The sequence below is a fragment of the Mycolicibacter heraklionensis genome, assembly GCF_001021505.1.
Taxonomy (GTDB): Bacteria; Actinomycetota; Actinomycetes; order Mycobacteriales; family Mycobacteriaceae; genus Mycobacterium; species Mycobacterium heraklionense.
The window spans coordinates 423,257-447,503 of record NZ_LDPO01000002.1; the positions used below are offsets into that span (position 1 = coordinate 423,257).

At 68.6% G+C, this 24,247-nt stretch carries 24 protein-coding genes and 1 pseudogene; 5 read left to right on the plus strand and 20 right to left on the minus strand.

Annotation, left to right across the window (positions count from 1 at the left end; translation table 11 throughout):
• The first annotated feature begins 14 nt into the window (after nucleotides 1–14).
• Nucleotides 15–728 (plus strand): B-4DMT family transporter, encoded by a 714-nt coding sequence (locus ABW16_RS05295; RefSeq protein WP_082133961.1) that lies wholly within the window; start codon nucleotides 15–17, stop codon nucleotides 726–728.
• Here the strand turns inward: ABW16_RS05295 and aroQ are convergent.
• From aroQ to ABW16_RS05365, 14 genes are all read right to left on the minus strand, one after another.
• Nucleotides 689–1,138 (minus strand): type II 3-dehydroquinate dehydratase, encoded by a 450-nt coding sequence (aroQ, locus tag ABW16_RS05300; protein WP_047318061.1) that lies wholly within the window; start codon nucleotides 1,136–1,138, stop codon nucleotides 689–691. The two genes, ABW16_RS05295 and aroQ, sit on opposite strands and share 40 nt — an antisense overlap.
• The gene (gene aroB, locus ABW16_RS05305; protein ID WP_047318149.1) at nucleotides 1,135–2,232 is read right to left on the minus strand and encodes a 3-dehydroquinate synthase; all 1,098 of its coding nucleotides are present in this window, start codon (nucleotides 2,230–2,232) and stop codon (nucleotides 1,135–1,137) included. The genes aroQ and aroB overlap by 4 nt, the downstream gene beginning before the upstream one ends.
• Before the next feature lie 5 nt (nucleotides 2,233–2,237).
• On the minus strand, nucleotides 2,238–2,849 hold the full coding sequence (locus ABW16_RS05310; RefSeq protein ID WP_047318062.1) for a shikimate kinase: 612 nt from the start codon (nucleotides 2,847–2,849) through the stop codon (nucleotides 2,238–2,240).
• Between the two features lie 3 nt (nucleotides 2,850–2,852).
• Entirely contained in the window at nucleotides 2,853–4,079 is a 1,227-nt protein-coding gene (gene aroC / locus ABW16_RS05315; RefSeq protein WP_047318063.1) for a chorismate synthase, read from the minus strand.
• Nucleotides 4,080–4,192: 113 nt separating this feature from the next.
• Nucleotides 4,193–4,597, minus strand: coding sequence for a hypothetical protein (locus tag ABW16_RS05320; protein ID WP_233424701.1), 405 nt, complete (start codon nucleotides 4,595–4,597; stop codon nucleotides 4,193–4,195).
• 127 nt (nucleotides 4,598–4,724) lie between these two features.
• On the minus strand, nucleotides 4,725–5,147 hold the full coding sequence (locus tag ABW16_RS05325) for a prepilin peptidase (protein WP_047318064.1): 423 nt from the start codon (nucleotides 5,145–5,147) through the stop codon (nucleotides 4,725–4,727).
• 10 nt (nucleotides 5,148–5,157) lie between these two features.
• Nucleotides 5,158–5,985, minus strand: a complete 828-nt coding sequence (locus ABW16_RS05330; protein WP_047318065.1) for a shikimate dehydrogenase — start codon at nucleotides 5,983–5,985, stop codon at nucleotides 5,158–5,160.
• The gene (locus tag ABW16_RS05335; RefSeq protein WP_047318066.1) at nucleotides 5,963–7,237 is read right to left on the minus strand and encodes an endolytic transglycosylase MltG; all 1,275 of its coding nucleotides are present in this window, start codon (nucleotides 7,235–7,237) and stop codon (nucleotides 5,963–5,965) included. The genes ABW16_RS05330 and ABW16_RS05335 overlap by 23 nt, the downstream gene beginning before the upstream one ends.
• Nucleotides 7,230–7,763 carry a Holliday junction resolvase RuvX gene (gene ruvX / locus ABW16_RS05340; protein WP_047318067.1) on the minus strand — a complete coding sequence of 178 codons (534 nt, stop codon included), beginning with the start codon at nucleotides 7,761–7,763 and terminating at the stop codon, nucleotides 7,230–7,232. Before ruvX ends, ABW16_RS05335 begins: the two co-directional genes overlap by 8 nt.
• Nucleotides 7,760–10,444, minus strand: a complete 2,685-nt coding sequence (alaS, locus tag ABW16_RS05345; protein WP_047318068.1) for an alanine--tRNA ligase — start codon at nucleotides 10,442–10,444, stop codon at nucleotides 7,760–7,762. The genes ruvX and alaS overlap by 4 nt, the downstream gene beginning before the upstream one ends.
• Before the next feature lie 84 nt (nucleotides 10,445–10,528).
• Nucleotides 10,529–10,939, minus strand: coding sequence for a secondary thiamine-phosphate synthase enzyme YjbQ (locus tag ABW16_RS05350; protein WP_047318069.1), 411 nt, complete (start codon nucleotides 10,937–10,939; stop codon nucleotides 10,529–10,531).
• A gap of 25 nt (nucleotides 10,940–10,964) precedes the next feature.
• Nucleotides 10,965–11,870 carry an HpcH/HpaI aldolase/citrate lyase family protein gene (locus tag ABW16_RS05355; RefSeq protein WP_047318070.1) on the minus strand — a complete coding sequence of 302 codons (906 nt, stop codon included), beginning with the start codon at nucleotides 11,868–11,870 and terminating at the stop codon, nucleotides 10,965–10,967.
• 19 nt (nucleotides 11,871–11,889) lie between these two features.
• On the minus strand, nucleotides 11,890–13,074 hold the full coding sequence (locus ABW16_RS05360) for a CaiB/BaiF CoA transferase family protein (protein WP_047318151.1): 1,185 nt from the start codon (nucleotides 13,072–13,074) through the stop codon (nucleotides 11,890–11,892).
• 8 nt (nucleotides 13,075–13,082) lie between these two features.
• Nucleotides 13,083–14,441: an LLM class flavin-dependent oxidoreductase gene (locus ABW16_RS05365; RefSeq protein WP_047318071.1), complete on the minus strand. Its 1,359-nt coding sequence runs from the start codon at nucleotides 14,439–14,441 to the stop codon at nucleotides 13,083–13,085.
• A 67-nt stretch (nucleotides 14,442–14,508) separates the two neighbouring features.
• On the opposite strand from ABW16_RS05365, the gene ABW16_RS05370 reads away from it, so the two are divergent.
• Nucleotides 14,509–15,165, plus strand: a complete 657-nt coding sequence (locus tag ABW16_RS05370) for a GntR family transcriptional regulator (RefSeq protein ID WP_047318072.1) — start codon at nucleotides 14,509–14,511, stop codon at nucleotides 15,163–15,165.
• A gap of 139 nt (nucleotides 15,166–15,304) precedes the next feature.
• Nucleotides 15,305–16,354, plus strand: coding sequence for a histidine phosphatase family protein (locus ABW16_RS05375; RefSeq protein WP_131721471.1), 1,050 nt, complete (start codon nucleotides 15,305–15,307; stop codon nucleotides 16,352–16,354).
• Here the strand turns inward: ABW16_RS05375 and ABW16_RS05380 are convergent, their stop codons facing one another.
• The 3 genes from ABW16_RS05380 to ABW16_RS05390 all read right to left on the minus strand — a co-directional run bounded on the left by ABW16_RS05380 (nucleotide 16,355) and on the right by ABW16_RS05390 (nucleotide 19,774).
• Complete coding sequence (locus ABW16_RS05380) at nucleotides 16,355–17,692, minus strand: replication-associated recombination protein A (RefSeq protein WP_200900617.1); 1,338 nt, start codon at nucleotides 17,690–17,692, stop codon at nucleotides 16,355–16,357. It lies immediately after the preceding gene.
• 26 nt (nucleotides 17,693–17,718) lie between these two features.
• A complete protein-coding gene (locus ABW16_RS05385) occupies nucleotides 17,719–18,828 on the minus strand; it encodes an NDMA-dependent alcohol dehydrogenase (protein WP_047318153.1) in 1,110 nt (369 codons plus the stop codon).
• A gap of 103 nt (nucleotides 18,829–18,931) precedes the next feature.
• Complete coding sequence (locus ABW16_RS05390; RefSeq protein WP_047318074.1) at nucleotides 18,932–19,774, minus strand: DUF3097 domain-containing protein; 843 nt, start codon at nucleotides 19,772–19,774, stop codon at nucleotides 18,932–18,934.
• 362 nt (nucleotides 19,775–20,136) lie between these two features.
• On the opposite strand from ABW16_RS05390, the gene ABW16_RS27975 reads away from it, so the two are divergent.
• Entirely contained in the window at nucleotides 20,137–20,565 is a 429-nt protein-coding gene (locus ABW16_RS27975; RefSeq protein WP_200900618.1) for a transglycosylase family protein, read from the plus strand.
• A gap of 6 nt (nucleotides 20,566–20,571) precedes the next feature.
• Here ABW16_RS27975 and ABW16_RS05400 read toward each other — a convergent pair whose 3' ends face one another.
• Together ABW16_RS05400 and aspS are read right to left on the minus strand one after the other, a co-directional pair.
• A complete protein-coding gene (locus tag ABW16_RS05400) occupies nucleotides 20,572–20,985 on the minus strand; it encodes a PaaI family thioesterase (RefSeq protein ID WP_047318075.1) in 414 nt (137 codons plus the stop codon).
• A gap of 47 nt (nucleotides 20,986–21,032) precedes the next feature.
• A complete protein-coding gene (gene aspS, locus ABW16_RS05405) occupies nucleotides 21,033–22,802 on the minus strand; it encodes an aspartate--tRNA ligase (protein WP_047318076.1) in 1,770 nt (589 codons plus the stop codon).
• Between the two features lie 107 nt (nucleotides 22,803–22,909).
• Between aspS and ABW16_RS05410 the strand changes: the two genes are divergently transcribed.
• The gene (locus ABW16_RS05410) at nucleotides 22,910–24,013 is read left to right on the plus strand and encodes a hypothetical protein (protein ID WP_047318077.1); all 1,104 of its coding nucleotides are present in this window, start codon (nucleotides 22,910–22,912) and stop codon (nucleotides 24,011–24,013) included.
• A 107-nt stretch (nucleotides 24,014–24,120) separates the two neighbouring features.
• Here the strand turns inward: ABW16_RS05410 and ABW16_RS24200 are convergent.
• Nucleotides 24,121–24,247 (minus strand): annotated as a pseudogene (locus tag ABW16_RS24200) (type VII secretion protein EsxI); the annotation flags it as partial.

Consider the following 24,247-nt stretch of genomic DNA (forward strand, 5'->3'; position numbering starts at 1 on the left):
TACGCTGTGGCCCCATGAGCAAGTGGTTTCTGCGCGGGCTGGTCTTCGCTGCACTGATGGTCGTGATCCGCCTCATCCAGGGGGTGCTGATCAACGCCTTCGAGGCGCAGGCAGGTCTGATCAGCCTGGTGTTGATGATCTTGTTCGCGATCGGCGTGTTCATCTGGGGCCGTTCGGACGGCCGTGAGGACGCCAAGGCCCACGCCGACCCGGACCGGCGCGATGACCTCGCGATGACCTGGCTGGGTGCGGGACTGGTCGCCGGGCTGCTCAGTGGGTTCGTCTCGTGGGTCATCGGCCAGTTCGACAAGGCGCTCTACATCAGCAGCTTCTTCAACGAGCTGACCAGCTTCGCGGCCTTCACCGCGCTGCTGGTGTTCGTGGTGGCGGTGGCCGGCGTGGCGCTCGGGCGCCGCGCCGTCGACAAGGAGTACGAGAAGCATCCGGAACGTCGCCCGGTCCCGGCCGCCGCCGAGGAGAGCCAGCCGGCGACCGACGTGTTCGCCACCGTCGGCGCTCCCGTGGTGGCCGCCGAGGAGACCGGCGCCGTGCAGACCGAGGCCGCCGCACCCGCCGCCGACGCGACCCTGGCCGGCCCGTCGGCGGGCTTCACCACCGAAGAGTTCCCGGCCGATGCCGACGCCACTACCGAAATCCCCGTGATCGAGGACAACGGCGGCACCGAGGTTCAGTCCGAAGACTCGGCGCCCGACGACTCGGCCAAGTAGCGCAGCGCCAGCAGGTAACCGCGCACCCCGAAGCCGACGATCACGCCGTTGGCGATCGGGCTCAGGTAGGAGTGCCGCCGAAAGTCTTCGCGGGCATGCACATTGGAGATGTGCAGCTCGATGAGCGGGGCGGGCAGCTCGGCGCAGGCGTCCCGCAGGGCCACCGAGGTGTGGGTCAGGCCACCGGCGTTGAGGATCACCGGTTCGGCGGCGTCGGCTGCGGAGTGAATCCACTCCAGCAGCTCGGCTTCGCTGTCGCTCTGGCGCACCACGACGTCGACCCCGAGTTCGGCCGCTTCCCGCTCGATCAGCGCCTGTAGGTCCGCATAACTGGTGCTGCCGTAGACATCAGGCTCACGCCGGCCCAACCGCTGCAGGTTGGGGCCGTTGATGACGTTGATCCGGTTCATCGCCGCTCCAATCGGAATCGCCGCCCCACCTCGTCGTAGGCGGCCGCCAGCAGCATCGGGTCGGGCCCTTCCAGCCGGCCCGGCTTGGCCAGACCGTCAAGCACCACGAACCGCAGCACCCCGGCCCGAGTCTTCTTGTCCCCCATCATGTATTCCAGCAGCGCCGGCAGCGCGTCTTCGTAGTAGCTGACCGGCAACCCGAGCGACAGCAGGATCGATCGATGCCGGTCCGCGGTCGCGTCGTCGAGACGCCCGGTGATGCGGGCCAGCTCGGCGGCGAACACCAGCCCGACGGACACCGCGTCGCCGTGGCGCCATTGGTAGTGCTCCAGCGCTTCGATGGCGTGCGCCAAAGTGTGGCCGTAGTTGAGGATTTCGCGCAGATCCGACTCTTTCTCGTCGGCGGCGACCACTTCGGCCTTGACGGTGATGGCACGCCTGATCAGCTCGCCGAGCACCTCCCCCGCCGGATCCATCGCCGCCACCGGATCAGCCTCGATCAGGTCCAGGATCACCGGATCGGCGATGAAGCCGGCCTTGACGATCTCCGGCATGCCCGCGACGATCTCGCGCTGCGGCAACGTCTCCAGGGTGGCCAGGTCGACGACGACGGCGGCGGGCTGGTGAAACGCACCGACCAGGTTCTTGCCGGCTTCGGTGTTGATGCCGGTCTTGCCGCCGACTGCGGCGTCCACCATGGCCAGCAAGGTGGTGGGCACATGCACGATCGAGATGCCGCGCAACCAAGTCGCCGCGGCGAATCCCGCGACGTCGGTGGCAGCGCCGCCGCCGAGACTGACCAGCGCGTCGCGGCGGTCCAGACCGATGCGGCCCAGCACGTCCCAGATGAAACCGAGCACCTGCAGCGACTTGCCGTCCTCGGCGTCCGGGATCTCGATGCGGTGCGCCTCGATCCCCTTGTCGGACAGGTACGTTCGGATTCCCTCGGCGGTAGCTTCCAACGTGGGCTGGTGCAGGATCGCGACCTTGTTGCGCCCGGCGAGCAACCCGGCGAGATCACCGAGCAGGCCTTTACCGATCACCACCGGGTACGGCGGGTCGGTGGCCACCGTCACGGTGATCGGCTCGGGAATGTCGGTCACTTGCGTCCTCCGGTCTGTCGGGCGGCCAGGGTGGCGGGTGTGGGCGGCGAGTCGGCGGGTGTCGGTGCCGCCGGTCGCGGGTGCGTCCGGCCGGCGGGTGCGCCGGCCTCCAGCCGAGACACGATATAGCGCACCACCGCACCCGGGTTACGCCGGTTGGTGTTGACCCGGATGGTCGCGAGCCTCCGGTACAGCGGCACCCGCTGCGACATCAGCTCGCGGAACTTCTCGGCCCGGCCGGGACCGGCGAGCAGGGGCCGTACCGTACTGCCACTGGTGCGCCGCACGCCTTCGGCGGCACTGATCTCCAGGAACACCACGGTGTGTCCGGCCAGCGCCTCGCGCACGCCGGGGGTGGTGACGGCTCCCCCGCCGAGCGACAACACACCGGAATGCTCGGCGAGCGCTTCCCGAATCACCTCTTCTTCAATGCGACGGAATTCCGGTTCGCCGTCGGTGGCGAAGATGTCGGCGATGGTGCGACCGGTGCGGGCCTCAATGGCGGCATCGGTGTCGAGCATCTCCACGTCGAGGGCCTTGGCCAGGCGCCGTCCTATCGTGGACTTGCCCGCCCCGGGCAATCCCACCAGAACCGCCTTGGGTGCCATGGGCTATCCCGATGCCCGTTCCTGGTCGCCCGCCGGCACGCGATCGGCCACCGAACGCCGGTAGGCCTCGATGTTGCGCCGGGTTTCGGTCAGCGAGTCTCCGCCGAACTTGTTCAGCGCGGCGCGGGCCAGCACCAACGCCACCATGGCTTCGGCCACCACACCGGCGGCCGGCACCGCACACACGTCGGAGCGTTGATGGATCGCCACGGCTTCCTCTCCGGTGGCCATGTCGACGGTGGCCAGTGCCCGCGGCACCGTGGAGATCGGCTTCATCGCCGCACGCACCCGCAACGGCAGGCCGTTGGTCATGCCCCCTTCGAGCCCGCCGGCCCGGTTGGTGGAACGCACCACCCCGTCGGGACCCGGGTACATCTCGTCATGGGCCGCGCTGCCGCGCCGGCGGGCGGTGGTGAAACCGTCGCCGATCTCGACGCCCTTGATCGCCTGGATGCCCATGATCGCGGCAGCCAGTTGACTGTCGAGTCGGTCATCACCGCTGATGAACGACCCCAGGCCGATCGGCAGGCCCGACACGACCACCTCGACCACGCCGCCCAGGGTGTCGCCGTCGGCCTTGGCCGCCTCGATCTCGGCGATCATGGACTCCTGGGCGCCGGCGTCGAAGGCACGCACCGGGCTGGCATCGATGGCGGCCAGGTCGGCCGGTTGCGGCACCGGACCGTCGTAGGGATCGGACGCGCCGATCGAAATGACGTGGGAGATCACCTGAACACCCAGAGCCTGGTCCAGGAACGCCCGCGCGATGGTGCCCGCAGTCACCCGGGCGGCCGTCTCCCGCGCGCTGGCACGTTCGAGCACCGGGCGGGCGTCGTCGAAGCCGTACTTGAGCATGCCGGCGAAGTCGGCGTGGCCGGGCCGTGGCCGAGTCAGCGGCGCGTTGCGGGCACCGCCCTCGCTGTCCAGCACCGCCGGGTCGACGGGATCGGTCGACATCACCGTCTCCCACTTGGGCCATTCGGTGTTGCCGATCTCGACGGCGATCGGGCCGCCCAGGGTCACACCGTGCCGCACACCCGACAGGACGGTGACCGCATCGGCCTCGAACTTCATCCGGGCCCCGCGGCCGTAGCCCAGGCGCCGGCGGGCGAGCTGGTCCGCGATGTCAGCCGAGGTGACGGCCACTCCGGCGACCATGCCCTCGACCATGGCCACCAACGCGCGACCGTGCGATTCCCCGGCGGTTATCCAACGCAACACGTGTCCCATCTTCCCATGCCGGTCAGGCCCGCCCGGGCTTGGAGGAGTTAACGGTTGCGCACACCGGCCGCTCAGGGCAGCGACAACCGGGATTCGGTCCCGCCCGCCAGGCTTGGCCGGGTTCAGGAACCGTTTTTGAGGATCAGGTAGGTGACGGCGTCAGGGCCGTTGCTCGGCGAGGTCACCGCGTTGAGCTGACTGCCGGCATTGCCGACGATGCCGTCGAGGATCTGGTCGAAGTCCTCCGCGGAGGCCTCCGGGTCGATCAGCACCAGGGGCGATTCGCCGGGTGGGACAGCGGAACTCGGGTCCAGCAGGTAGCCGCCGAAGGAGTCCGCGTTGGCGGCCGAGGTCTGCGCGAACAGGTCCAGCCACTGCACGGTGGCGTCGTTTCCTTCGGCGCTGGACAGCTGGATCGCCGGAACCTGCACGTCAGGCAGGGACGGTGACGCCATGTTGCTGGCGAGTACGGTGCCGCCGACGATAACCGCGGCAGCCGCCGCGCCCCCAATCACAGCTCGCTTCACGGTCACCCCCTCTGGCTACGCACCGGTCAGCAGCAGTTCAATACGGTCAATGTTACCTAATAATGGGCTGAGCGGCAAACGTTTCCTGACAAGGTCACACTCGACGTTAATTTGTGTTCCCTGAGCTTCACAGCATCCCCAGGCCCGCCGCCACCGCGCTGGCAAGGCACATCGACGGTCCGTGCGGCACCGTCCGCCCGCCACCCGCCATGGCCACCGACAGCCCCCACAGCCCGGTCAGCAGCGGCGCGGACACCGCGGCCAGCAGCCACACGTCAGCTCCGAAGGAACCCGTCAGCGCCCCGAGCGCGGCGGCCAACTTGACGTCGCCGGCCCCCAATCCGGCCGGTGCGATCAGGTGAACGACCAGATAGACCCCGGTCAGAGCCGCCGCGCCGGCCAGCGCCGCGGGCCCCCGGCCGGCCGCGGCCGCCACCGCCGGGACCAGCACCGCCGCAGGCAGTGTCAACCAGTTCGGCAGCCGGCGCTGCCGGATGTCGTAACCGCTCAGCAGTGACAGCCACGCCACCGCCAGGCCCGCGACCACCATGGCGCCATGCTCAGGCGAGGTCGGCGACCGCGCAAGTCATCTCCGCGCGGGGCGCGGGCCGACCGGTGAACAACTCGACCTGAGTGAACGCCTGGTGCAGCAGCATCTGCAGTCCGCTGATCACCGTGCCGCCGGCGGCGCTCACCGCAGCTGCCAGCGGCGTCGGCCACGGGTCGTAGATGGCGTCCAGCAGCACCGGCACGCGGGCCAGGACCGGCGCATATCCGGCGGCGACATCGGCCGGAAGCGTGTTGACCAGCACCGCGGCGTCGGCGGCTGCGGCGGCCAGGTCGGGGTCGTCGAGCGTGTAGACGCGCGCCGGCACACCGACTTCGGTGGCCAACGCCGCCACCCGGGCGGCGTTGTCGGCGTTGCGGGCGGCCACCGTGATGTGGCTGGCGCCCAGTTCGGTCAGCGCCACCACCGCGGCCGGGGCGGTGCCGCCGGAGCCCAGCACGATCGCTGACCCCGACACCGAACCGAGCGCCCCGCTCACCCCGTCGACGTCGGTGTTGTCGGCCAGCCACCCGGTTGCGGTGCGTACCAGCGTGTTCGCCGAGCCGATGCGCTCGGCGCGCCGGGTGCGTTCGTCGGCGAACGCCAGGGCCGCGAATTTACCCGGCATGGTGACCGAGACGCCGACCCATTCCGGCCCCAAACCGGCGACCAGCGCCGGCAACTCCTCGGCGCCGCACTCGATGCGCTCATAGGTCCAGTCCTGCAGGCCGAGCGCCCGGTAGGCCGCCAGGTGCAGCTGGGGTGACCGCGAGTGGGCGATCGGCGAGCCCAGCACCGCGGCCCGGCGTGGCCCGGGGTCAGCGGGAGCTGTCGAGGACACCGTTGTCCAGCGCCATCTCGATGTTGTTCAGGTGCTGCTGGTAGTTGTGGGTGAACAGAGTGGTGCCGTCCTTGTCGATCGTCACGAAGTACAGCCAGTCGCCGGGCTCGGGATGCTCGGCGGCATGCAGGGCGTCCATTCCCGGTGAGCAGATCGGGGTGGCCGGCAGACCGTCGGAGGCATAGGTGTTCCACGGCGTGACCTTGGCCCGGTCGGCGTCGGTGGTGGCCACCTCCTGGCGGTCCAGCGGGTAGTTGACCGTCGAGTCGAACTCCAGCCGCTGCGGCTCACCCAGCCGGTTGTCGATAACCCTGGCTACCTTGGCGAAGTCGTGCGGCAGGGCTTCGCGTTGTACCAGCGAAGCCACCACCAGCATTTCGTAGGGAGTCATGCCCAACTGTTCGGCGGTGCCGGGCAGGCCGGACTTGTCCAGCTGCGCGCTGCTCTGGCTGATCAGTTTCGAGAGCACGGTGGGTGCCGGTGCGGTCGGGTCGACGTTCCAGGTGCCCGCCGTGATCAGGCCCTCGATGCGGCGGTGGTCGCGACCCATCTTGGTGACCGGCCCGAGGGCCCACTCCGGCACGGACAGTGCCTGCGGCGTCTCGATCTCCGCGGCCCGACGCAGATCTGGGGCTTTGAGACAGGTGCGATCGCCGTTGAGGTCCAGGCAGCTGGCCTCGGCGATGAGTGTGAACACCCCCGGGGTCACCCGGTCGGTCTTCATGTCGGTGGTGTCGTCGAGTTGACGGCCCTCCGGGATCACCAGCTTGCCCACTCGATTGTCCGGGTCGGCGAGCTGCTGCACCGCGGTGGCGGCCGGGATCTCGGCCCGCAACCGGTAGAAGCCGGGCTGGATCGCCGCGATGGCGGCGTTGCCCTGCGCGGCGTTGAGGAACGTTCCGACGTTGGCGATCACCCCCGCGTCCAGCATCGTTTCGGCGATCGCGGTGGTGAAGTCGCCCTCGTGCACCTCGATCAGCACCTGCTGGCCGCCGTCGCCGGTGTAGTCGAGGACGGGACCGCTGGAGTGCCAGAACTTGGAGCCCAGGAAAACGCCGGCGATCGCGACCAGCACCACCAACGCGACGCCGAGGCCGCGGGCCACCCGGCGGTGCCGGTTGTGCTGGCGCCGGCGCCGGGTCTCACGGGCCCGCTCGGTCCGGCTCATCCGCCGCCGCGGCGGCCCGACCGCCACCGGCTTGGCCTTCTTCCCGGGCTGGTCGTGGGCCGCCCCGGGCTCTTCATCAGGCACTGTTGTCCTCCGTCGGCACAGCCGGGGCCGGTGCGGCCAGAGCCCGGCGCTGGTCGAGCCAGCTCTGCAGGATCGTCACCGCGGCAGCCTGGTCGATCACCGAACGCTGACGTTTGGAGCGCACCCCGGCCGCGTGCAGGGACCGCGCCGCGCTGACGGTGCTCAGGCGCTCGTCGGCCAGCCGCACCGGGGCGGGCCGACGGCGTTGGGCCAGCACCCGGGCCAGGGCGTCGGCAACCGCGATGGCGTCCTCGGCGGCCGAGCCCGCCCGGTCGGCCAGGGTGCGGGGCAACCCCACCACCACTTCGACGACGTCGTATTCGTCGGCCAGGTCGGCCAGCCGGCGCAAGTGCGAACCGGATGCGTGTCGTCGCACGGTCTCCACCGGGGTCGCCAACAGTCCATCGGGGTCGCTACATGACACCCCGATACGCACACTGCCCACATCCACCCCGAGCCGTCGTCCGCGGCCGGGATCGTCCCGCCCGCCGGGCCGGTCCGGGGTGCGATGGTGGGGTGGGGTCACGCCGGCGCGCTCCGGGCGACCGCCGCGCGCACCGCCGCGAGCGCGGCATCGATCCCGGTGGAGTCCTTACCCGAGCCCTGCGCCAGATCGGCCTTGCCGCCGCCGCGGCCGGAGACCGCCGCCGCCAGGTCTTTGACCAGGTCATCTGCTCGCAACCCGAGGTCTTGCGCGGCGGCGTTGGCGGACACCACATAGGGCACGCTGTCTGGGCCGTCGGCGATCAGCGCCACCACTGCCGGCTCCTCGCCCAGTTTGCCGCGAATGTCGCCGACCAGCGAACGCAGGTCGCCACCGCCGACACCACCCGACATCCGCTGCGCCACCAGGCGCACGTTACCGATTTGTTCAGCGCCGGCGGCGGCATTCGAGGCAGCCGCTCGCGCACTCGCCAACCGGGCGCGGTCCAGTTCCTTCTCGGCGGCGCGCAGCCGCTCCACCAAGTTGGCCACCCGGGCGGGAACTTCCTCCGAGGGCACCTTCAGCGAGGAGGCCAGCCCGGCCATCAGCGCCCGCTCCTTCGCCAAGTGCCGGAACGAGTCCAGCCCGACGTAGGCCTCGACGCGGCGCACCCCGGAACCCACCGACGATTCGCCCAGGATGGTGACCGGGCCGATCTGCGCCGAGTTGTGCACGTGCGTGCCGCCACACAGCTCCAGCGAGAACGGCCCGCCGATCTCGACGACCCGCACCTTCTCGGGGTACTTCTCGCCGAACATGGCCATGGCGCCCATCGCCTTGGCCTTCTCGAGTTCTTCGGTGAACGTGTGCACCTCGAAGTCGGCCTGTACGGCCTCGTTGGTGACCTCCTCGACCTGGCGGCGTTGGTCATCGCTGAGCGCGCCCTGCCAGTTGAAGTCGAACCGCAGATAGCCGGGCCGGTTCAGCGAGCCGGCCTGAACCGCGTTGGGCCCCAATACTTGCCGCAGCGCGGCGTGCACCATATGGGTGCCCGAGTGGCCCTGGGTAGCGCCCTTGCGCCAGGCTGGGTCCACCGCGGCGGTGACCGTGTCACCCTCGACGAATTCGCCGGACTCGACGGCGACCCGGTGCACGAACAGCGTCTGGGCGATCTTCTGCACGTCGGTGACCGTGGCCTGGGCAGTTCCGGCCCTTATCGTTCCGGCGTCGGCGATCTGCCCACCGGCTTCGGCATAGAGCGGGGTGCGGTCCAACACCAGCTCGACACGATCTGCGGCGACGTCTTCGTGGGACACCACCGGCACTCGCTTGCCGTCGACGAAAATGCCCAGGATGCGGGCGTCGGTGGTGAGCTCGTCGAACCCGGTGAACTCGGTGGGTCCGGCGTCGATCAGGTCCCGGTAGGCGCTCAAGTCGGCGTGGGCGTGCTTGCGCGCGGCGGCGTCAGCCTTGGCGCGCTGTCGCTGCTCGGCCATCAGCGTCCGGAACCCCGCCTCGTCGACCTGCAGTCCGGCCTCCGAGGCCATCTCCAGGGTGAGCTCGATCGGGAACCCGTAGGTGTCGTGCAAAGCGAAGGCGTCGCTGCCGGACAGCACGGTGATCCCGGCGGATCGGGTGGCTGCGGCCGCCTCCTCGAACAGCTTCGAGCCCGAGGTCAGGGTGCGGTTGAACGCGGTCTCCTCGGCTACCGCGATCCGGTTGATCCGGTCGAAGTCGGTGACCAGTTCCGGATACGACGGGCCCATGGCGTCACGCACGGTTGCCATCAGGTCACCGACTATCGGGCCTTCGATGCCCAGCAGCTTGGCCGAGCGGATCACCCGGCGCAGCAGCCGGCGCAGCACGTAGCCGCGGCCGTCGTTGCCGGGGCTCACGCCGTCGCCGATCAGGATGGCCGCGGTGCGGGAGTGGTCGGCGATGATCCGGTAACGCACGTCGTCGGCGTCGTTGCCGGTGTTATAGCCACGCGGCGCGCGGGTGGCGACCAGATCAATAACCGGCCTTACCAGGTCGGTCTCGTAGACGTTGTGTACGCCCTGGAGCAGGAAGGCCACCCGCTCGATGCCCATCCCGGTGTCGATGTTCTGACGCGGCAGCGGCCCGAGGATCTCGAAGTCCTCCTTGGAGGTGCCCTCGCCGCGCTCGTTCTGCATGAACACGAGGTTCCAGATCTCGATGTAGCGGTCCTCGTTGGCGACCGGGCCGCCGTCGACACCGAACTCCGGGCCGCGGTCGTAGTAGATCTCCGACGAGGGTCCGCAGGGTCCGGGGATGCCCATCGACCAGTAGTTGTCGGCCATGCCGCGGCGCTGGATCCGCTCCAGCGGCAATCCCGCGATCTCCTGCCACAACGCGATGGCCTCGTCGTCGTCGAGATAGACGGTGGCCCAAAGTCGTTCGGGGTCCAGTCCGTAGCCGCCGTCGGAGACGCTGTTGGTCAGCAGCGTCCAGGCCAGCTCGATCGCCCCGCGCTTGAAGTAGTCGCCGAACGAGAAGTTGCCGGCCATCTGAAAGAAGGTGTTGTGCCGGGTGGTGATGCCCACCTCGTCGATATCCGGGGTACGGATGCACTTCTGGATGCTCGTGGCGGTGGCGTACGGCGGAGTGCGCTGGCCCAGGAAGAACGGCACGAACTGCACCATGCCGGCGTTGATGAACAACAAGTTGGGGTCATCAAGGATCACCGAAGCGCTCGGCACCTCGGTGTGGCCCGCTTTCACGAAGTGATCGAGGAAGCGTTTCCTGATCTCGTGTGTCTGCACTATCTATCGCTTCCCGCCGTCTCGCCCGTTTAGACGGCACTACAGTACCGGGCTGCCGATCGCGTTCTCTGCAGGCAAGGATCCTCAGGTGGCGCCGGCGCCGACAAAGCTCAGTCGCACGCTGCGACGAGGGTTGTCGCGGTTCAGGTCGACCAGGACCACCGACTGCCAGACTCCCAGCAGCGGCTCCCCGTCAGCCACGGGAACCGTGATCGAGGGCGCCACGATCGCCGGCAGCACGTGATCGGCCCCGTGTCCCGGCGAGCCGTGCGCGTGCCGGTAGCGGTCATCGCGCGGCAGCAGCCGCTCCAGCGTGTCGACCAGGTCGGCGTCGGACCCGGCACCCGTCTCGATGATCGCCACCCCGGCCGTGGCATGCGGCACGAAGACGTTGCACAGCCCGTCGCCGTGGCCGGCGCAGAACGACCGCACCTGCTCGGTGAGGTCGACGGTGCGACGCCGGGCCGTGTCGATGTCGAGCACTTCGGTGTTCATAGCTCCAGGGTAGGAGCCAACCCGCTTAGCGCTTGCCGTCGATCAGCGCCACCCGCGCCAGGGTGTTCTGCGCCATCTTCACGTGCGCGGCGTCGACCAGTACGCCATCGACCCCGACCGCGCCCAGCCCTCTCGCCTCGCCCTCGCGGTAGGCGGCCATGTTGCGTTCGGCCAGCGCGACCTCCTCGGCGGTCGGCGAGAACACCGTGTTGGCGACCGGGATCTGGGTGGGATGGATCGCCCACTTGCCGGTGTAGCCATACAGCGCAGACCGGCGGGCTTCCGACTCGTAGCCGTCCAGGTTCGCGTAGTCGGGGTAGGGCGAGTCGATGGCCTCGATGCCGGCAATGCGGGCCGCGACCAGCACCTTGTTGCGGGCGTAATGCCAGAAGTCGCCCGGGTAGTCCCAGATCGGCACGAAGTTGGTGTCCACCCGCGCGCCCTGGGACAGTGAGAAGTCGCCGACCCCGAAGATCAGCGCATCGATCCGCGGGCTGGCCGTGGCGATCTCCTCGGCGTTGGCCAGTCCCTCGACCTCCTCGATGAGCACTTCGAGGCGGATCTGGCGTTCCAGACCGAGTTTGGCCTCCAGCTGGGTGAGCAGCAGGTCGACCCACCAGACGTCGCGGGCGGTGCAGGCCTTGGGGACGACGATGGTGTCCAGGTTGGCCCCGGCAGCGGTGACGACCTCGATGATGTCGTCGTGGCACCACTGCGTGTCCAGACCGTTGATCCGGATGGCGCGCGCGGTGCGTCCCCAGTCCAGTTCGTTCAGCGCGGTGATCACCTTGGCGCGGGCGCCGACTTTCTCGGCGGGCGCGGTCGCGTCCTCGAGGTCGAGGAAGACCAGGTCGGCCTGCGAGGCGGCCGCACGCGCGAACATGTGGTCGTTGGCAGCGGGCACGGCCAACTCGGAACGGCGCAACAGCATGGGTGTCTTCTCCTCGGTGTCAGAGCACGCCGCGGGCGTGCAGGTCGTCGATGTCGGATGGGGTGAGGTCGAGCAGTTCGCAATAAACCTCGGTGTTGTGCTCCCCCAGGCGCGGGCCCAGGTGTTCGACGCGCCCGGTCACCGCGGAGAAGCGCGGCACCGGTGCTTGGACGGTCATGGCGCCGAGCTCGTCGTCACCGACCTTCACGAACACCTCGCGATGCGCCAGCTGCTCATCGGCGACCAGGTCGGTGATGTCGTACACCGCTGCGGCCGCGACCTGTTCGGCGTCGAAGACGGCCATCGCCTCGGCCAGGGTTTTGCTCGCCACCCAATCGGCGACCACCTGGTCGACTTCTCGGGCACGGGCCAACCGGCGTTGCGGGTCGGAGAAATCGGCGTCGTCGACCAGGTCGGCCCGCCCGATCGCCCGAAACACCCGCAGCGCCAGCGCCGGTGAGCTGCCCGACATCGCCAGCCAGCGGCCGTCCGCGGTGCGGTAGGTGTTGCGCGGCGCCGAGATATCCCAGCGGTTGCCGGCCCGGGTCGGCACCAGCCCGAGCTGGTCGTAGCCGAGCAGGGTCTGCTCCAGCAGGCGGGCCAGCGGGTCGATGAGGTTGACGTCAATCAGCTGACCCGAAGCACCGTGCACGTCCCGGTGATACAGCGCCATCATCACCGCGTAGGCGGCGTTGAGCGACGCGACACCGTCGGCCAGCATGAACGGCGGCAGCGTGGGTGGGCCGTCGGCTTCACCGGTGATGTTGGCGAACCCGCTCATGGCCTCACCGAGGGTGCCGAAGCCGGGCCGCTCGCTTTTCGGACCGGAGAGCCCGAAGCCGGTGATGTGCAGCATCACGATGCGGTCGTTGACCGCGCGCAGCGCCTCGTAGTCCAACCCCCAGCCGCGCAGCGTCTGCGGGCGGGTGTTGACGATCACCACATCGGCATGGGCCACCAGCTTGCGCACTAACCCCTGGCCTTCGGGCACCCGCAGGTTGCAGGTGATGGAGCGTTTGTTGCGCGACACCGACTTCCACATCAGCCCGACGCCATCGCGCTGGTTGCCCCAGCTGCGGATCGGGTCCCCGATCCCGGGTTGCTCGACCTTGATGACATCGGCACCGAACTCACCGAGGTAGGTGGCCACCAGCGGCGCCGCCGCCAGGGTGGCCAGGTCGAGCACCCGGACGCCTTCGAGCATCGCGCCGGTCATGCCGGTACGGCGGCCGCGGCGGGCCGGGGCAGGCCCAGATGATCGCGCAAGGTGTTGCCCTCATAGTGGGTGCGGAACAGTCCGCGACGCTGTAGCTCGGGGACCACCATCCGGACCACGTCTTCGTAGGATCCCGGCGAATGCGTTGCGGCCAAGACGAAGCCGTCGCAGGCGCCGCTGTGGAACCACTCCGCCATCTGGTCGGCGACCTGGGCTCCGGTGCCGACGAAGCGCGGGCCCTGCAGCAGCGTGGCCCGATGTCGGGCCAGGTCGCGCAGCGTGACGGTGTCACCGCCGATGTGGGTGCGCAGGTTCTGCACCAGACCGCGGATTCCCGACGCCGACGCGATCAGCTCGTCGGTGATCGGGTCATCGAGGTTGTGCTGCGCGAAGTCGTAGTTCATCAGCTCGGAGAGCAGCGTCAACGACGCCATCGGGTGCACCAGGTCGTTGAGCAGGATCTGTTCGCGGTCCTTGGCCTGGGCCTCGGTCTCGCCGACCACCGCGTAGGCCATCGGGCAGAGCTTCACCGTGGCGGGATCACGACCGGAGTCACCGATGCGTTCCTTCTGATCGGCGTAGTGGCTGCGCGCCACCTCGATGCCCGGATCTCCGGTGAAGATCAGATCCGCCCAGCGTGACGCGAAGTCGCGGCCTCGACCGGACGACCCGGCCTGCAGGATCACCGGCCGGCCCTGCGGGGTACGCGGCACCGTCAGCGGGCCGCGCGAGGAGAAGTACTCGCCGATGTGGTTGAGTTCGTGCACCTTGGACGGGTCGGCGAAGATGCCGGCCTCCCGGTCGGCCACGATCGCGCCGTCTTCCCAGGTGTCCCAGAGCCCGGCGACGACATCGAGGAACTCATCGGCTCGGTCGTAGCGTTCGTCGTGACTGAGGTGGCTTTCCAGGCCGTAGTTCTGGGCCTCACTGTCATTGACCGAGGTCACCACGTTCCACGCCGCCCGGCCGCCGGAGAGGTGGTCGAGGCTGGCGAAGGTGCGGGCCACGTGGAACGGCGGGTAATAGCTGGTGGAGTACGTGGCACCCAGGCCGATCTTCGAGGTGGCCTGGGCGAGAACGCCGAGCACGACGGACAGATCGAGCTTCACCGGCCGCGCCCCGTAGCGAACCGCTTCGGCGACCGAACCACCGTAGATGCCCGGGATCGCCAGCCGGTCGTCGAAGAACATCAGATCGAAGCAGCCCTCTTCGAGCTGGCGGCCGATCTTGGCGTAGTAGGAGGCGTCGAGATAGCCGTGCTCGCTGGCCGGGTGGCGCCACGATCCGGCGTACACCGAGGCGTTGCCGGCTTGCATGAAGGCGACCAGCGCCATCTTGTCGGTCCGTTTCGTCATGCCCAATACCTACCATCTGATATATCAGATATCAACTATTGGATTTCAAAGCGTGTACGATTCGCCTGTGGCGGCCAACAATGTCGACATCGGGGGCACGGTGCGCGAGCGTGCCGCCCGCGAGCTGCGCAACCGCATCCTCACCGGCGAGCTGGCGCCCGGCACCCGCCTGGATCTGGACGCCATCACCACGGAGTTCGCCACCAGCCGTACGCCCGTGCGCGAGGCGCTGCTCGAACTCTCCTATGAGGGCCTGGTGGAGGTCGCACCGCGCAGCGGTGTCACGGTGATCGGGATCCGCCCCGAGGACGTGCTGGACAGCTTCACCATCCTTGGGGTATTGACCGGTCAAGCCGCGGCCTGGGCCGCCGAGCGGATTTCCCCCGCCGAGGTCGATCGCCTGCGCACGCTGGCCGCCGACGTCGAGGCGCTGCGCGGCTCGGACGGTATCGGCGACGCCAACTGGCAGTTCCACCAAGAGATTCACCGCGCCGCCCACTCCCCCCAACTGCTCATCCAGATTCGGCACGCGGCGCGGGTGGTCCCGACGAACTTCCTCACGGTGTTCCCCGAACACGAGCACCATTCGCTGGAAGACCATCAGAAGCTGGTGCAGGCGCTGGCCGAACGCGACGCCGAAGCCGCGCGCGCCATTGCCGAGCGACACGTGCTGGACGCCGGACGCTCACTCGCCGACTGGCTGGGCCAGGCCGGCGCAGGCTGACCCTGCGCGTTTGCTGGCAATACCCGCCGCGGCCACTGAAAGCTGCGGTCGTCCCCGACTCGCATTGCTACCGTCACCTGAGTTTTTCATTAGCCGATGCCGTGCCATAGCTGACGACTGGGGGCCCAAAATGCCGGAGATGCGCTCTAGCTGCACCGCCGCGGGAATCGCGCTGATCGGCGCCGGCCTCATCGCCCCGATCGCAGCGCCGCCGCCCCTGCTGCCGGCATCCGTGATCGCCGACATCGCACTGACCGCCCAGGACATCGTCATCGACATCGTCCGGCACGCCGAGGACCTGGCGCCCGCCAACTCGCGGATCCCGTTCTCCCCCGAGTTCCCCGGGGCAGGGATCAGCGACCTGGGCAAGCAGCAGGCGATCGACACCGCCAACCAGATCTTCGGCCAGGTCGGCGGTCCCGGCCACGTAGCCGGGCTGTTTTCCGGGCCGGACACCGACGCCCAGGAAACCGCAGTGCCATTCGCCGCGCTGGAGGACCTGCAGCCGCAGATCCTCAACGGGTTGGTCGAGGTCGACGGCGGAATCTTCGCCAACCAGCCGGTGCTGAGCCTCGGCGGCATCTACTACGACGTGGCCGTGGTGCTATGGATGTTGGGTCTGGTCAACGCCTTTCCGATTCCGGGTGCCGACGAATACAACGGAGTGGTCGTCAACGACAACTACACCGAGGCCATCAACGCGATGTATGCCGCCGCGCTGGCCAATCCGGTGGTCGGAGACGACGGCAATATCACCGCCGTGGGCTACACCAGCGAAGCCTCGATGATGATCTGGACCATGCTCAATGTGAAGAACCCCGATCCGACGGCGCTGGTCAACGAGCTGATCTCGTCGTTGCAGAACGGCGGGTCGCCCGGGCTGGTCCCGAACGCCGGACTGATCCAGCTCGCGGGCAACCCCGAGGACGGCTGGACGCTGCTGAGCTGGGCCGGACAGCAGGTCCCGGAGAATCCGGGCGTGCTGGGTGATCTTTTCCTGATCTGGCGTGACCTGGTGCTGCCGCCGCAGGTGGCGGTCGACCACGTCCTGGACGCCCTGGTGTCCGGTGACTCGGCGGCGCTCGCCGCGGCATTCCAGGACGGGCTGACCGGCATCTCCGCGGCGCTGGAAGCAATGCCCGACACGCTGAACAACCTGTTCGCCGACCTCGCCGCCGGCACCTGGTGATCAGCGGCGACGGATGATCGCCCGCAACCGCGCCAACCGCCCGCCGATCTCGCGCTCAGCTCCCCGGCCGGTGGGCTGATAGTAGTCCACACCGACCAGATCGTCGGGTGGATACTGTTGCGGCACAACGCCGTCCGGATGATCGTGGGCGTAGCGGTAGCCGACCGCATTGCCCAGCGCCTGCGCGCCCGCATAGTGCCCGTCGCGCAGGTGCGCCGGAACCGCCCCGGCCTTGCCGGCCCGGATGTCGGCCATCGCCGCGCCCAGCGCGGTGGTCACGGCGTTGGACTTCGGCGCGGTTGCCAGGTGCACGGTGGCGTGCGCCAGCGTCAGCTGCGCCTCGGGCATACCGATCAGCGCGACGGTCTGCGCGGCGGCCACCGCGGTCTGCAGCGCGGTCGGGTCGCCCATCCCGATGTCCTCGCTGGCCAGGATCATCAGCCGGCGGGCGATGAACCGCGGGTCCTCCCCGGCCACCAGCATCCGGGCCAAGTAGTGCAGTGCGGCATCGACGTCGGAGCCGCGCACCGACTTGATGAACGCGCTGATGACGTCGTAGTGCTGGTCGCCGTCGCGGTCGTAGCGAACCGCGGCCTGATCCAGGGATCCCTCGACGATCTCGACGGTCACCCGCCCGCCCGCCTCAGCCGCCACTTCCAGTGCGGTCAAGGCCCGGCGGGCGTCCCCGGCGGCCAGCCGGACCAGCAGATCGACGGCGTCGGGCGCCACCTCCACGCGTCCGCCCAGGCCGCGTTCGTCGTCGATGGCGCGACGCACCACCGTGGCGATGTCCTCGGGCCCGAGCGGACGCAGCTGCAGGATCAGCGAACGGCTCAGCAGCGGGGCGACCACCGAGAACGACGGGTTTTCCGTGGTGGCTGCCACCAGCAGCACCACCCGGTTCTCCACCGCGGCCAGCAACGCGTCCTGCTGGGTCTTGGAGAACCGGTGCACCTCATCGATGAACAACACCGTCTGCTCGCCGTACGCCGCCGCGCGCCGGGCGGTGTCGATCACGACGCGCACCTCTTTGACCCCGGCACTCAGCGCCGAGAGCGCCTCGAATCGGCGTCCGGTGGCGCCGGAGATCAGCGAGGCCAGCGTGGTCTTACCGGTGCCCGGCGGACCGTAGAGAATGACCGACGCCGCCCCGGAGCCGTCGACCAGCCGGCGCAGCGGCGAGCCCGGCCCCAGCAGGTGATCCTGGCCGACCACCTCGTCGAGGGACGCCGGACGCATCCGCACCGCCAGCGGCGTGGAGGTGGCACCGGACTCATGCGGCTCATGCGCCGGGGCGCCGGTCAGGTCGAACAGTCCATCGGACACGCCTTCAGGCATACCATTCCCGCCTGAGCACCGTGACGTCAGCGGTGCACGATCACCCCGCGGATGTTCTTGCCGTCGCGCAGGTCCTGGTAACCCTCGTTGACCTGCTCCAGCGTGTAGCGGCGGGTGACCAGCTCGTCGAGCTTGAGCTGGCCGGCGTCATAGAGGCGCAACAGCCGCACGATGTCGTACTGCGGGTTCGCCCCGCCGAACAGCGTGCCTTTGATCGTCTTTCCGAACAGCGCCAACATCGTGCCCGACACCTGCACATCGAGGTCCTCCAAGCGGGCCATCGCCGCGATCACGACGGTGCCGCCCTTGCCCACCGTGTTGATCGCGGCAGTCGTGACGGCCTCACCCAAGTCGCCGACGGTGATCAGCGCCTGGTCTGCCATCTGTCCCCAGGTCAGCTCGGCGATCTTGGCCATCGCCTCATCGGCGGTGGCGAACGCATGCGTGGCACCCAGCTTCAAGGCAGTGTCGCGTTTGAACTCCACCGGGTCGACCGCCACCACGTACTTGGCGCCGGCATGCGCGGCGCCCTGCACGGCGTTGATGCCGACCCCGCCGATGCCGTAGATCACCACGGTGTCCCCGGCTCGCACTCCGCCGTCGTAGTTGGCCGTCGCCCAGCCGGTCGGCACCCCGCAGCCGGCCAGCACCGCAGTCTCCAACGGCAGCCAGTCGTCGACCTTGACCACCGAGTGCTGCGAGACCGTCGCACGCTCGGCAAAGGTGCCCAGCATGCAGAACCCGCCGTAATCGGTTCCACCCGAGTGGAATCGGAACGTGCCGTCGGGCATACAGCCCTCCAGGATGGTGGCGCCCATATCGCACAGGTTCTGCCGTCCGGTCGAGCAGTACCGGCAGGCGCCGCAGCTGGGGATGAAGCAGCACACCACGTGATCGCCCGGTTTGACCTTGGTGACCCCGGGGCCGACGTCCTCGATGATCCCGGAGCCCTCGTGCCCGCCGACGATCGGGAACCGCGCCGGCCAGTCGCCGTCGGCCAGGTGCAGGTCCGAATGGCACAGCCCGGCGGCGGTGAACTTGATCAGCACCTCGCCAGGGCCGGGCCCGTCGAGGTCCAACTCCATGATCTCGAAAGGCTGGTTGGGCGCATGGGCCACGGCGGCAATTGTTTTCATGCCCGCCATCCAACTCGCTCAGGCGGCCCCGGTGGCCCGATTCAGCCGGATTCAACCGGATCGTCACGCCGGTCCAGCTTCGCCTCTCCTGCGTCGAGGCTCGCTAACCGCCGGATTGCGTCACGAAGTCGATCAGCTCCTCGACCCGGCCGATCAGCTCGGGCTCCAGGTCGGTCCAGTCCCGCACCCGGCCCCGGATGCGCTGCCAGGCAGCGGCGATGTCGGCCTGGCCGGTGTGCGGCCAGCCCAGTGCAGCACAGATCCCGTGCTTCCACTCCACGTTGCGCGGGATCTTCGGCCACACCTCCAATCCCAGCCGCCCCGGCTTCACGGCCTGCCAGATGTCGACGTAAGGATGTCCCACGATCAGGGTGTGCGCACCGCCCGGCCCACGGCGCACCGCCTCCGCGATGCGGGTCTCCTTGGAGCCTGCGACCAGGTGGTCGACCAGCACCCCGAGGCGTCGGCCCGGCCCGGGCTGGAATTCGGCAACGATGCCGGCCAGGTCATCGATGCCGCCGAGGTACTCGACCACCACACCCTCAACGCGCAGGTCCTCACCCCAGACCTGCTCGACGAGTTCGGCATCGTGGCGGCCCTCCACGTAGATCCGACTGGCCAGTGCGACCTTGGCGCGGGTGCCCCGCACCGCCACCGAACCCGACGCCGTTCGGGCGGGTGCCGCCGGCGCCGTGGGCCTGGCCTCGGTCAGGATTACCGGCTTGCCGTCGATCAGGTAGCCCGGGCCGACCGGGAATCCACGGGTGCGTCCGTGCCGGTCCTCGAGGTCCATCCGACCGTAGGCGATCCGCACGACGGCCCCGACGTAGCCGCTCTGGGCGTCTTCGACCACCATGCCGCGTTCCACCGGCACCTCCACCGAGCGGACTTTGCGGGCGGCGTGCGGGTTGCTGGAGAGGATGTCGGTTCCATAGCGGTCGGCCACCCGAGGCAGCCTAGGGGCGTCTGGCCATGCCCCCGGGGAACCGGGCGCGCGATTCCAGCGATTTTTTCTCGGCTGGGTCAGCTCGGGGCGCCCGCGCGCCGGGATCGCCCAACTACCACTCTGACCTCAATAGTCACTTCAGCAACATTAGTAACTCAAAATTCTCTTAATTTCTAAGAGATCTCTCGCAACATACGTAACAATCACAACTTCATTAACTCAAACAACTGTTGTTTACTTTTACCTCAACTTATAACAACAAACTCATTTGCATCTTTAGGTGACCAAAATGTGCAATTTCATCATTTATCGCGTTATGCTCGGAAACCTCACTGATAGACACCTATCACGGAGGTTGTGATATGTACCGGAACACGGCACGGCGTGTCGTGCAGTTCGGACGGCGGCAGCTGACTTGGGCCACGTCCGGGCTGATCACCGGGGGGATTGTGGGCACGCTGCTGTCCTCGGCAGGAGTGGCCCACGCGGATAACGTGGCGATGGGCTGGGATGCGGTCGCACAATGCGAATCGGGCGGCAACTGGGCCGCCGATACCGGCAATGGTTTCTATGGCGGGCTGCAGTTCAAACCGTCGACCTGGCGTGCATTCGGCGGTGTGGGATCGCCGGCGAAGGCATCGCGGGAAGAACAGATCGCCGTCGCCACTCGGGTTCTCGACGAGCAGGGCCCGTATGCGTGGCCGAAATGCGGACCGGGACGGGTATTCCCGTCGTCGGTGAAAGGCTGGGTTCCGCCGGCGATGCGCCAGCTGCTCAAACCGTTCTGGTGAGTCCGGCTACTGCGGCTTCGGCGACAGCACCGCCTGGGTCTGGGTGACCCTGGCGACCAGTTTGCCGTTGTCGTCGCTCAGGTCGGTCTGCACGACGATCGTCGTGCGCCCGACGTGCAGCGGAATGCTGGTCGCCGTCACAGCGCCGTCACGCACCGCGCGGAAGAAGTTGGTCTTCGACTCGATGGTCGACGTGCTGGCGCCCTGCGGCAGGTTGACCACCGCGCACACCGCCCCTGCGGTGTCGGCGAACGCCATCAACGCTCCCCCGTGCAGCATCCCGCCGGTGGTGCAGCGCTCCGGCGCCCACGCCATGGTCGCGCGAACCTCTTGCGGTGACAGCTCAGCGATCTCGATCTGCAACGCCGCCGCGAACGGCATGTTGGCCACCACCAATCGGGCGAACTCGGCCGAATCCATACCCGTCAGCCTTGCCGACCGTCAGGCCGCTGTCTAGCGCCTGCGCCTCAGCGCTGGTGGGGCACCGCGTCGATGCCGGCTTCCTTGCGCTGAGCCGCGGTGATCGGCGCCGGTGCGTCGGTCAGCGGATCGATGCCGCCGCCGGACTTCGGGAACGCGATGACCTCGCGGATCGAGTCGACTCCGGCCAGCAACGCCACCACCCGATCCCAGCCGAACGCCAGGCCGCCGTGCGGAGGCGCGCCGAAACTGAAGGCGTCCAACAGGAATCCGAACTTCTCCTGCGCCGCCGCCTCATCGATCCCCATCACCTTGAAGACCTGCTGCTGGATGTCGCGGCGGTGGATACGGATCGAGCCGCCGCCGATCTCGTTGCCATTGCAGACCACGTCGTAGGCGTCGGCGAGCACCGCGCCGGGATCGGACTCGACGCTGTCGGCGTGCCCCGGCTTGGGCGCGGTAAACGCGTGGTGCACCGCGGTCCAGGCGCCCGCGCCGACCGCGACGTCACCGGCCGCGGTGGCGTCCCCGGCGGGCTCGAACAGCGGCGGGTCGACCACCCAGGTGAACGCCCAGGCTCCTTCATCGATCAGGCCCAGACGCCGGGCGATCTCGCCACGAGCGGCCCCCAGCAAGGCCCGAGACGGCTTAGCCGGTCCGGCCGCAAAGAAGATGCAGTCCCCCGGTGCGGCACCGACGTGCCCGGCCAGCCCGGCGCGCTCGGCGTCGGTCAGGTTCTTGGCCACCGGTCCGGACAGCTCGCCGTCCTCGCCGACCAGCACGTACGCCAAGCCCTTGGCGCCGCGCTGTTTGGCCCACTCCTGCCAGCCGTCCAGGGTGCGGCGCGGCTGCGACGCCCCGCCCGGCATGACCACTGCGCCCACATAGGGGGCCTGAAACACCCGGAACGTGGTGTCGGAGAAGAACTCCGTGCACTCCACCAGCTCCAAACCGAACCGCAGGTCGGGCTTGTCAGAGCCGAACCGGCGCATCGCGTCGGCGTAGGTCATCCGGGGCAGCGGCAACGGCAGGTCGTAGCCGATCAGTGCCCACAGCGCCTTGAGCACCTGTTCGGCGACGCCGATCACGTCCTCGGCGTCGACGAAGCTCATCTCCAGGTCCAGCTGGGTGAACTCCGGCTGACGGTCGGCGCGGAAGTCCTCGTCGCGGTAGCAGCGGGCGATCTGGTAGTAGCGTTCCATGCCGGCCACCATCAGCAGCTGCTTGAACAGCTGCGGGCTCTGCGGCAACGCGTAGAACGAGCCGGGCTGCAGCCGTGCCGGAACCAGGAAGTCGCGCGCCCCCTCGGGGGTAGAGCGGGTCAGCGTGGGGGTTTCGATCTCCACGAAGTCGTGGGCGGCCAGCACGGCGCGGGCGGCGGCGCTCACCTTGGAGCGCAGCCGCAGCGCAGCACCGGGGCCGTCTTCACGACGCAGATCCAGGTATCGGTAGCGCAGCCGGGCCTCCTCGCCGGCCGACTCGTCGAGCTGGAACGGCAACGGCGCAGCCTCGTTGAGCACCGTCAGTTCGGTCGCGTTGACCTCGATGGCCCCGGTGGGCAGGTCCGGGTTCTCATTGCCCTCGGGGCGGACCTCGACACCACCGGTGACCGCCACGCAGAACTCCGCCCGCAACCGATGCGCCTGCTCCAGAACAGCGGCGTCGCGGAATACCACCTGCGCCACCCCGGAGGCGTCGCGCAGGTCGATGAAGATGACACCGCCGTGGTCACGTCGGCGCGCCACCCAACCGGCAAGCGTGACGCTGCGCCCGGCGTCGGTGGCCCGCAGTGAGCCGGCGTCGTGGCTGCGCAGCACAAATACCCCCTTGGTGCGGATGATTCGATAACGGTTTGACGGTCGCCAAGTCTAGAGGCCCTTCGTGGCACTGCCCCGCGCCGGTCGGTGCTTTAAGCTGGCTCACTGTGACCAATGGCAGTGATGACCTCGACTTTGATTACGACGACGAGGACGAGGACGAGGACTACGACGACGACGAAGTCGCTGCCCCTAAGCAGAACAAGAGCCTCAAATGGGGGTTGGCCGCGGTAGTCGTGCTGGCGGTGGTTGCGCTGGTGTTGGTCGCGGTGGTGCTGATGGGCGGCGACCCCGGTAAGGGTTCGCTGGACGGCTCGGCCTCCAGCCGCAACGCGGCGGCTTCGGGCATCGCCAGCGCGGACGACACCGGCCCGGTCTCGATCATCATGAATGACCCCAGTTGCACCGCGTGGATATCGATCAGCGGCAATTTGTCCAGCACGCTGTCGATGCTCGGACAGGGCAAGTGGAACGAGCGTGATCAGTCGATTCCGGCGTCGGCGTGGAACGACGAGCAGAAGAAGCAGTACCTGGCCGCCGGCCAGGTGGTGCGCAACGCTGCCGCCCAGACCGTGGGTCTGGTGAAGCTGACTCCGCACCGGGTGATGCGCGAACTCTACGAGCAGTTCATCGCTTATGCCCGGACCTTCGTCGAGCACATTCCCACCTACACCGAGCGGGACGCTGCTCTGGCCGGTACCGCGCACAGCGCCGCTTCGGCGCTGGCCGCGATCTGCGCAGCCGCCAACAACGGATCGGCAGCGACCCGCGCACCGCTGGTCGAAGCGCAGGCCTCACCCACCAAGACCGCCTCGCCGGGCAACCCCGCCAACCCGCAGCGCTATTTGACCGGGTCCAATCCGGTGTGCGCGGACTGGAAGGCCACGCTGGAAAAGTTCGGTGTCGATGCCGCCGAATGGCACGGGATCGACCCCAGCATCCCCGGGACCTACTGGAACCCGCAGCAGAAGGCGATCAACCTGGCAGTCGGGCCCATCATGATCAGCTTGGCCAACAAGATGCAGCAGCTGGGCCGCCGCAGCAACAACCCCACCCTGCAGGACTTCGCGGAGCTGTCCGCCCAGTACCGGCGGGCGTTCGTGTTGGCGCTGCCGACCTACGACCCGACCGACAACTATCTGGCCAATGCCGCGACATTCCTGTCCACCACGGTGCTGGGCGCATGCTCGGCGGCAGCGACGACGGGGTAACGACAGTGCGGTAGACAGACCGGCCCGCCCGTTCTCTCTCCCCTGGAACGCAAGAAACCGGCGCAGCCTGCAGGCTGCGCCGGTTTCTTGATCGAAACTGGCTTGGATCAGGCCCAGCTGGAGCCCACCGAGGCGTCGGTGTTGGCCATGTTGTTGCCGGCCGACTGCACCTTCTGACCGTGAGAGTTGGCCTGCTCGTAGATCACCGCGAAGTTGCGGCCCAACTGCGCCACA

What these genes read in the sequence shown, in the direction of transcription:
- ABW16_RS05325 (WP_047318064.1), bottom strand. Translation starts at nt 5,147, where the DNA reads ATGGTGGTCGCGGGCCTGGCGGTGGCGTGGCTGTCACTGCTGAGCGGT.
- ABW16_RS27975 (WP_200900618.1), top strand. Translation starts at nt 20,137, where the DNA reads ATGTACCGGAACACGGCACGGCGTGTCGTGCAGTTCGGACGGCGGCAG.
- ABW16_RS05350 (WP_047318069.1), bottom strand. Translation starts at nt 10,939, where the DNA reads ATGAACACCGAAGTGCTCGACATCGACACGGCCCGGCGTCGCACCGTC.
- ABW16_RS05295 (WP_082133961.1), top strand. Translation starts at nt 15, where the DNA reads ATGAGCAAGTGGTTTCTGCGCGGGCTGGTCTTCGCTGCACTGATGGTC.
- ABW16_RS05310 (WP_047318062.1), bottom strand. Translation starts at nt 2,849, where the DNA reads ATGGCACCCAAGGCGGTTCTGGTGGGATTGCCCGGGGCGGGCAAGTCC.
- ABW16_RS05400 (WP_047318075.1), bottom strand. Translation starts at nt 20,985, where the DNA reads ATGGATTCGGCCGAGTTCGCCCGATTGGTGGTGGCCAACATGCCGTTC.
- aroQ (WP_047318061.1), bottom strand. Translation starts at nt 1,138, where the DNA reads ATGAACCGGATCAACGTCATCAACGGCCCCAACCTGCAGCGGTTGGGC.
- ABW16_RS05380 (WP_200900617.1), bottom strand. Translation starts at nt 17,692, where the DNA reads ATGCCTGAAGGCGTGTCCGATGGACTGTTCGACCTGACCGGCGCCCCG.
- ABW16_RS05385 (WP_047318153.1), bottom strand. Translation starts at nt 18,828, where the DNA reads ATGAAAACAATTGCCGCCGTGGCCCATGCGCCCAACCAGCCTTTCGAG.
- aroC (WP_047318063.1), bottom strand. Translation starts at nt 4,079, where the DNA reads ATGGGACACGTGTTGCGTTGGATAACCGCCGGGGAATCGCACGGTCGC.
- ABW16_RS05360 (WP_047318151.1), bottom strand. Translation starts at nt 13,074, where the DNA reads ATGCTCGAAGGCGTCCGGGTGCTCGACCTGGCCACCCTGGCGGCGGCG.
- ABW16_RS05365 (WP_047318071.1), bottom strand. Translation starts at nt 14,441, where the DNA reads ATGACGAAACGGACCGACAAGATGGCGCTGGTCGCCTTCATGCAAGCC.
- ABW16_RS05375 (WP_131721471.1), top strand. Translation starts at nt 15,305, where the DNA reads ATGCGCTCTAGCTGCACCGCCGCGGGAATCGCGCTGATCGGCGCCGGC.
- ABW16_RS05355 (WP_047318070.1), bottom strand. Translation starts at nt 11,870, where the DNA reads ATGCTGTTGCGCCGTTCCGAGTTGGCCGTGCCCGCTGCCAACGACCAC.